The 7,842-nt window shown below is 67.4% G+C and carries 5 protein-coding genes and 1 pseudogene; 4 read left to right on the plus strand and 2 right to left on the minus strand.

Annotated features, from left to right (window positions below):
- Together Q8M82_RS04440 and Q8M82_RS04445 are read left to right on the plus strand one after the other, a co-directional pair.
- The gene (locus tag Q8M82_RS04440) at nt 1-834 is read left to right on the plus strand and encodes a SapC family protein (protein ID WP_305690173.1); all 834 of its coding nucleotides are present in this window, start codon (nt 1-3) and stop codon (nt 832-834) included.
- The gene (locus Q8M82_RS04445; protein WP_305690174.1) at nt 827-2,113 is read left to right on the plus strand and encodes a glycosyltransferase; all 1,287 of its coding nucleotides are present in this window, start codon (nt 827-829) and stop codon (nt 2,111-2,113) included. Before Q8M82_RS04440 ends, Q8M82_RS04445 begins: the two co-directional genes overlap by 8 nt.
- On the opposite strand, the gene Q8M82_RS04450 is transcribed toward Q8M82_RS04445, so the two are convergent.
- Complete coding sequence (locus Q8M82_RS04450) at nt 2,076-4,595, minus strand: glycosyltransferase family 2 protein (RefSeq protein WP_305690175.1); 2,520 nt, start codon at nt 4,593-4,595, stop codon at nt 2,076-2,078. The two genes, Q8M82_RS04445 and Q8M82_RS04450, sit on opposite strands and share 38 nt — an antisense overlap.
- Nucleotides 4,595-5,254 (minus strand): class I SAM-dependent methyltransferase, encoded by a 660-nt coding sequence (locus Q8M82_RS04455; RefSeq protein WP_305690176.1) that lies wholly within the window; start codon nt 5,252-5,254, stop codon nt 4,595-4,597. The genes Q8M82_RS04450 and Q8M82_RS04455 overlap by 1 nt, the downstream gene beginning before the upstream one ends.
- A 244-nt stretch (nt 5,255-5,498) precedes the next feature.
- On the opposite strand from Q8M82_RS04455, the gene Q8M82_RS04460 reads away from it, so the two are divergent.
- Both Q8M82_RS04460 and Q8M82_RS04465 read left to right on the plus strand, forming a co-directional pair.
- Complete coding sequence (locus tag Q8M82_RS04460; protein ID WP_305690177.1) at nt 5,499-7,250, plus strand: type I secretion system permease/ATPase; 1,752 nt, start codon at nt 5,499-5,501, stop codon at nt 7,248-7,250.
- Nucleotides 7,251-7,371: 121 nt separating this feature from the next.
- Nucleotides 7,372-7,842: pseudogene (locus Q8M82_RS04465) on the plus strand (HlyD family type I secretion periplasmic adaptor subunit); the annotation flags it as partial.

The following is a 7,842-nucleotide window of genomic DNA, read 5'->3' on the forward strand; positions in this document are numbered from 1 at the left end:
ATGGTTCTGGATATCGGCAGCGGATTGACCTTCGAGCCGGTCGCTTCGGCCGGGCTGAACGCCTGGCGAAGGCCGCAGCGCTTCGACTGGCTCGACCAGACCGGCGCCGTCCCCATCGCCGATACGGAACTGCTCAATCTGGCGCATCATTGCCCGATCGCGATCCATGTCGATGGCGGCGCACCCACCGTCGTATGCCTGTTGCGGTCGGAACTCCTGCGCGCCTCGCGGATCGGCAGGGACGGTCGTTGGCTTCTCGCCTATCATCCCCTCGCCCTGCGCACCCTGCCGTTCCGGGCCCGAAATGTCGCCGGGGAGCGCCTCGTCGAGGTTTCGCGAGAATTGGCGGAAAGCCCGGAGGGCGGTGATCCGGTCTCCATGTTCACCAAGGCCGGCCAGCCGAGCCGCGACTACGCGACCGTGCTGTCGCTGCTCGACGTCATGGCGCGCGGCCGCGAGCGGCTCGCCGACGCCGCCCGGTTGCTGATCGCAGCCGACCTCCTGGTACCGCTCGAAGGCCCTGCCGCCGGCAACGGCCTGATGATCGTCAGCTCGGAACTGCTGTTCGAGCTCTCCGGCGCGCGTGCGGGAGCCTTGGCTGCGGATGGCTGCATGCCGCTCGACCTCGCCGCCGCCTGCCTGTTCTCGCAGCGCTGGCTCGCCGAGGGTCTGATCGGCCAGCGGCGGCCGGTTGAAATCGAGACAGTGCCCGTGGCCCGCGAGAGCCTGCTCGACCACGGTCTGCAGGGCGCGCTCGACCATCCTCTCGCGCTCGACGACAGCGCCCTGTTCTCGTTCGAGGCCTTTGCCGCCGCGGGAGGCACCGATGAGTGAACTCGACGTTCTCTTCGTCCACAACAACTTCCCGGCTCAGTTCCGCAACCTCGCGGGGGCGATGGCGAAACGCGCCGGCGTGCGCGTGCGGGCGATCGGTGCCAAGGGCGCTCCCGGCCTGCCGGAGGTGCCGCTGCAGCGCTACAGCTTCGCGGGAGCCGAGCTGGCCAATGTCCACTCCTTCGCGCGGCGTTTCGAACTGGAAAGCCGCCGGGCCGAGCAGGTGATCTATGCGGCGACGACCCTCAAATATAACGGCTTCGCGCCCAAGCTGATCTATGTCCATCCCGGCTGGGGCGAAGCGCTGCCGCTGCGCGCGCTCTTCCCGGACGCCACGATCTGCAGTTATGCCGAGTTCTACTATTGGCCGAGCGGCACCGATATCGGCTTCGACAAGGACGCGCCGCGCTACGGCGTCGATGGCGAGACACGCGTCATCCTGAGGAATGCGGCAACCCTGCTGTCCTTGACGGAGGCGAACTTCGCCGTCGCGCCCACGCACTGGCAGCGCGGCATCTTCCCTCGCGAGATGCAGACCAAGATCCATGTCGTGCATGACGGGCTCGACACCGAGAAACTCGTGCCGGGACCGCCGCCGGCGCGCTTTTCGGTTTCGGGGCAAAACTTCGAAGCCGGCGACGAAGTCGTGACCTTCGTCTCGCGCAATCTCGAACCTTATCGCGGCTTCCACATCGTCATGCGGGCACTGCCGGACATCCTGAAGGCACGGCCGAAGGCCCGCATCTGCCTCGTCGGCGGCGATGGCGTCTCCTACGGATCCGCGCCCACAGACCACCCGTCCTGGAAGGCCGCACTCCTGGCCGAGCTCGGCGACCAGCTCGACCTCAGCCGCGTGCATTTCCTCGGCAAGGTCGCCTATGGCGACTATCTCAACCTGCTGCGCCTATCCTCGGCGCATATCTACCTGACCTACCCCTTCGTCCTGTCCTGGTCGATGCTGGAGGCCATGGCACTGAATTGCCTGGTGATCGGCTCCGCGACCTCCCCGGTCGAGGAGGTCATCGAGGATGGTGTCAACGGCCTGCTCGTGCCGTTCTTCCAGCCACAAATCCTGGCCGAGCGCGTTATCGAGGCACTGGCGCAGCCGGAACGTTTCCGCAGCCTGCGCGCCGAGGCCGGTGCCACCATCCGCGCCCGCTACGATTTCGAGCGCCACAGCTGGCCGGCGCATCTCAAGCTCATCGACGAGTTCGTCTTTTCGGCGCCGCTCGTGGCGGCTCTCAGGGAGCCTGCTGCGAGACCTGCGGTTCCGGCCTGAGACGGCCGAACCAGTCGGCGACGACGAAGGCTGCCTCGTCATCCGTCATCCCGAGCGGCAGCAACAGCCGGTTCCCCTCGGTCTCCGGCCGCTGGGGTCGAGGATCGAACCATGCCATCAGCAGCCCCGCCCGAGCCCAGGCATGGACCCGCGGATCGGCGATGCCATAGGCTCGCGAGGCGACGAGGCAGGCGCGCGCCCCCACCCGCGCCAGCCAGCGCGTCGCCTCCGCCCGCGGCATCGGGCCGCTGGGGAACAGGGCGCGCGCAGGCGGCTCGCTCGCCCCGGGCTCACCGACGAAGGCGACCGCCGCGTCGCCGCACCGTTGTGACAGCGCTCGTGCGACCGCTTGCGCCAGGCGCCAATCCTCGGCTGCGGCACTCTCCGAGAGGATCGCCAGGCAGTTCGCAGCGGCGGCGCTGGCCGCCGGCTCAGGGACCGGCGGCGCGGACGCGCGCGACGGACCTTTCAAGCCGGACCATCCCAGCGCCGCCGCGATCTCCTGCGCCAGCGGACCGGGAACGATGACCGGATCAGCCCGCGCGGCATCGGGCCGCCAGGCTCCCGCGAAGCCGAAAGCCGAGGCCAGCGCGAGGCTCTGGCCGATCGGGAGCCGGGCGCAGGCGGCAGCCAGCAGCGGATCGACATCGACGGGGTCGATCATCAGCACGCCGTCGAAGCGATAGCGTGCCAATTCTGCAGCGATGTGATCCGGCGCGGAACCATCGTCGGGCGCAACGGCGATTTCAAGGCTCTGCGGGATGCCGCTGCCTGCCGCGGTCAGGGTGATGACCCGGCCCTCCGCCTTCTCTTCGGCCCGCGCGATCACCGCCTGGCGCCGCGGCGCATGGATATTGGTCAACAGGCGCACCAGCCAGAGGGGCATCGCGGCTGGAGCGACCACAAGCGCCAGCGCCTCGGGAGCTTCCTGCAGCCAGAGCGCTTCCAGCGCGCGCGCGACCGGCTTCAAGGGATCGACGCGGTGAAAAGCCAGGGCCCGGTCGCGATGAGCGGGAAAGCGCTCTTCGAGCAGCGCCAGATTGGCCCGCACGAGCGCGGCCTTGGCGCCCTTGAAGGAGCGTGTGCCGCTATGCCCGACGAAGACGTCGGCCGCGCAGACATGGCGAAAACCGGCTTCCGTGCCGCGGAGGCAGAGATCGACATCCTCGTAATAGCCCCGGCCGTAATCGAGCGACAGCGGGCCGATGCGGTCGAGCAAGGCGCCTTTGACGTAGAGGCAGAAGCCGACGCCATTGGGCATCTCGACGCGCGATCCGGCGTTGGCCTGCTGCGCGAGGCGATCGAGGCGTTCGATCTCCCCGGTCTCCGGCATCGGGTTGACGGCGAAGCGGCGCGGAAAACTGGTGTCCTCGCCATTGTTGGATAGCGGGGTCGCGGTGCCGATGCTCGCTTCCGAATGGACCGCCGCAGCCAGCCGATCCACCGCGCCGCTTGGCAGCACTGTGTCCGCATTCAGCAGCAGCGCGTCTTCCGCCGGTTGGCGCATGGCGAGCGCGCGATTGACGCTGCGCGCGAAGCCGAGATTGAGCGGATTGCGCAGCAGCGTGAACTCACCGCGCCGCGCGCGCTCCGCCAGCATCGGCGCCATGGCAGGGTCCGGCGCGGCGTCTTCGACGACGACCACGCGCCAGTCGGCGCGCCCGCCTTGGGCTGCCGCGAGACTGTCGAGACAGGCTTCGGTCGCGACGAGGTCGTCATGGACCGGAACGACGATGAGCAAAGACCCGGCCGGCACATCGGGCAGTCGCGCGCGAGGCGCCCGCGGCATGGCCAGCGGCCGATGCAGAATCGCCGGCACCGCGAGAAACGGAACGCCGCCTTGAGCCGGTCTCAGGGAGAGCGCCTCGCTGTGGCTGGGCCAGGACAGCGAGATCGTCGCGGCCAACGGAAAAACGGGGTGGCCCCCCTCGAATGTGCCGACCACCTCAAGGTCGAAGGATCGGGTCCCGTCGCTCGCGCGGACCGTCATCCTCGGATCGCCGCGCCAGCGCAGATGAGCGGTCACCTGCTCCGCATCGCAACCGGCATGGATGATCAGCGCGACGCCCTCCGCGGCCATGGTCGACAGCGCCTGCGTCTGCCCCAGACCTTCCGGCATCGCCAGAAGAACGGCGGCGGAGCGTCGCCGGTCCTCCGCCGCCCCGATGTCGAGCAGTGCCTGCTGCAGAAGGAGATGGTGCGGATCGATCGCCAGCGCCCGCTGGAGGTCGGCGGAGGCCTCCTCCGCCGCGCCGAGCTGCGCCAGCGCCGAGGCGCGCAGGATATGGGGGATGGCGCTGCGCCCATGGCTGAGACGAACCAGCCGGTCCGCCAGCACCCAAGCCACGGCCGGGGCGTTGCGCTGCAGAGCGCCCGCGGCCTCTTCGGCAAGGGAGCGCCGATGCCGACCTTCGCGCCAGTCCAGCCGTGCGATCGCGTCGGCGAGGGCATTCGGACGGGTCGGAGCGGGCGGTGCTTCCATCAGCTGCGGAAATCAAGTCCGGTCGTGGCGAGGTCGGCCAGGATCGCATCCATCGACGACTCTTCCGTGAAGGCGACCGCCCAGAGATCGTAGCCCGCGGCTCGCTTGGTCACGACGCCGGCAAAGCCGGAATCGATCAACAACTGGCCGAGACGCTCGTCGGTAAAGGCGGTGTGATGCGCCATGAAGCTGTTGCCGCGGGCAATGGCGGCGCGATGCCCGAACAGCATGTCGAGCGGCGTGATCGGGCCTGCTGGAGACATGTAGGCGACGGTTTCCGGTCCGATCGCATGGATGGCCTCGACGATCGCCGTGAGATCGGGACAGCGGATCAGCACGAAGCCACCGGGCTTGAGCACCCGCCGAAACTCCGCGAAGGCGAGCGGGACCTCGTGATCATGGAGATGCTCGATGGTATGGGACGACCAGAGCGCATCATAGCTGCCCGTCGGCACCAGCGCACGCATATCGACCGCCGAGCAGACAAGGTCCGGCGCGACGCTTGCATCCACATCCGCGCGCACCTCGGCCCAGGCCGCCGGGTTGCGGAACAACGCGTGGAGCCGGTGATGAGCCTTCACACCGCAGCCGACATGCAGGACTTGTTTCGGGGCATGGGCAGCGACGGGGTCGCGACGAGGGAGAACCGGCTCGATCATGCGAAACCTCTGCTGCACCGCCGCGACCGACAGGACGGCGCAGCACCCCGAAATGCGCCGGAAGGGGCTGAATGGGGCGCGTTAATGCAATCGCAGATTATTCCGCCGCTTTCAATGCGATAAATTGAAGCTTTTCGACAGATATGATACCGGAATGCCTGAGAGACCCGTCAGTTTGACGGCGCGTGTCCGTCGAGTACCCGCCTCGATTGAACCCGCACTCCCGCGCGAGTAACGAGGCGTCATGTCCAGACTGCAGAACATCTATTTGCGGCATGAACTACGGGAATTCATGCCGGCCTTTCTGTCCTTGCTGTTCTTTAGCCTATTCATCACGCTTCTGTTCCTGGTTCCGACCATTTATCTGCTGCAGTTGCACGATCGCGTGATCGCCAGCCGCAATTTTGCAACCCTGATTTCCCTCACCGTCATCGTCGTGTTCCTCTGCATCGTCTGGTCGATGCTGGAGCGCAATCGCGAAACCATCCTGACGCGCATTGCCTACGCACTCGACCAGAAGATCGCGCCACGCGTCTTCGACGCGCTCAACCGTCAGACGGACAATCTCCCGGCGGCTGCGCGGAGCCTGATCGTGCAGGACCTCGGCACCCTGCGCGACTTTCTCTCGGGCGGGCTGGTCCCGCACCTGTTCGACCTGATCTGGGTGCCTCTGATCGTCGCGATCGCCTTTATGTTCCATTTCTGGATCGGCGTGGCGATCCTCGTGATGACCGCGACTGTGGCTGTGCTGGCCGTCGTCAACCAGTTGATCGCGCGTGAAGAGATCAAGCGCGCGATGATGCAGTCGGCGTTGTCGGCGGAATTCGCCCGTGCCGTCATGCGGTCGGCCGAGGTCTTTCGCTCGATGGGCATGCTGCCGCGTCTGGTCGCCCGCTGGAGCGGGCAGCGGGACGAGGCGATGGGCTGGATGGAGGCGGCGGCCCGCCGCACGGCGCCAATCGCGCTCGCCATGCGGATCCTGCGCCATCTCTACATGCCTCTGATGATGTGCGTCGGCGTCATGCTGGTGCTCGCCTCGGAGGTCGGCGCCGGCATCATGTTCGCGTCCACCATCCTGGCGATGCGCACCCTGCATCCCGTCGACGCCATCGCCCATGGCTGGCGCGCGATCTGGGGCGCCTCGGTCTCCGCCCGGCGGATCGACGAATTGCTGCGCGAGGCAGCGCGCCGGACACCGCGGGTCCAGTTGCCGGCGCCGGCGGGCGCGCTCGTCGTCTCGCGCATCGCGGCCACGCCACTGGGCAGGGACAACATCGTCATCAGCGACGTCTCCTTCTCCGTCGATGTGGGTTCGGTGGTCGGCGTCGTCGGAGCCAGCGGAGCCGGCAAATCCTCCCTCGGAAGAGTGCTGATCGGAGCCTGGCCGGTGCTCCGAGGATCGGTGGTGCTCGACGGGCACGACATCGCGCATTGGGATCAGGACGCGCTCGGCCGCCATGTGGGCTACGTCCCACAGGATGTCGACATGCTGCCCGGAACGATCGCCGAGAACATCGCCCGCTTCGAGGAGGCGGGACCGGAGACCGACGCCAAGGTGATCGACGCGGTCAAACTGGCCGGCATCCAGGACATCATCTCGAAACTGCCCAACGGGCTGAACACGAAGCTCGGGCCCGACGGCCACATGCTGTCGAGCGGCCAGCGCCAGCGTGTCGCTTTGGCGCGGGCGGTTTATGGCGATCCCCGCTATCTTGTTCTGGACGAACCCAACTCGAACCTCGACGCCATGGGCGAGCAGGGCCTCGCCGACACCATCAAGGCGCTGAAGGCCCGCGGCGCGATCGTCATCCTGGTGACGCATCGCATGAACATGCTGACCCATTGCGATTTCGTGCTCGTCATGAACAATGGCACGGTCCACGCTTTCGGGCAGCGCGAGCAGGTCGTGAACCGGCTCGCCGGCTATCAGCCACCCAAACAGATCACCGATCGCAAGGACGCGCCCGACGCGTCCGACAAAACCATCGCCGCGTGACGCGAGGACTGCACTCATGGCCCCTCTGCCGAAGCTGGGAACCCCGGCTCTCACCGCCCCAAAGCCATCCGCCAACTGGCGCCGCTCCGTCATCAGCGGCTATGCCGTCATCTTCGGCCTGTTGGGGACCTTCGCCGCATGGGCCAGCGTGAGCCGGCTCGATGGCGCCGCGATCGCGCAGGGCGTCCTCAGCAACGAGGGAAGCCGGAAGACCGTGCAGCATCTCGATGGCGGTATCGTCGAGGACATCCTGGTCCGCGACGGCGACCGGGTGGCCGCGAACCAGTTGCTGATCCGCCTCGATCCGACCCGGGCCGACACCCAGGGCGATCTCTACGGCAACCAGTTCCTCATCCTGCTCGCACAGGAGGCGCGGCTCCTCGCAGAGTTCGAGACGCGTGATCGGCTCACCTTTCCTTCAGCCGTGACGCAACGCGCCGGCGATCCCGCCATCGCCCCCGTCATCGCCGACCAGATGCGGCAGTTCGATGCCCGCCGCTCCACCTATCTGCGCACAACCGAGATCGCCGAAAGCACGATCCAGCAGGCCAAGAAGGAACTGGAACAGGCCGCAGTCGATGCGACGACGGCG

The sequence above is a fragment of the Allobosea sp. genome (assembly GCF_030694325.1).
GTDB lineage: Bacteria > Pseudomonadota > Alphaproteobacteria > Rhizobiales > Beijerinckiaceae > Allobosea.

Bases quoted from the DNA above. Each gene is read 5' to 3' on its own strand.
- Q8M82_RS04460 (WP_305690177.1), top strand. From the start codon at position 5,499: ATGTCCAGACTGCAGAACATCTATTTGCGGCATGAACTACGGGAATTC.
- Q8M82_RS04440 (WP_305690173.1), top strand. From the start codon at position 1: ATGGTTCTGGATATCGGCAGCGGATTGACCTTCGAGCCGGTCGCTTCG.
- Q8M82_RS04445 (WP_305690174.1), top strand. From the start codon at position 827: ATGAGTGAACTCGACGTTCTCTTCGTCCACAACAACTTCCCGGCTCAG.
- Q8M82_RS04450 (WP_305690175.1), bottom strand. From the start codon at position 4,595: ATGGAAGCACCGCCCGCTCCGACCCGTCCGAATGCCCTCGCCGACGCG.
- Q8M82_RS04455 (WP_305690176.1), bottom strand. From the start codon at position 5,254: ATGATCGAGCCGGTTCTCCCTCGTCGCGACCCCGTCGCTGCCCATGCC.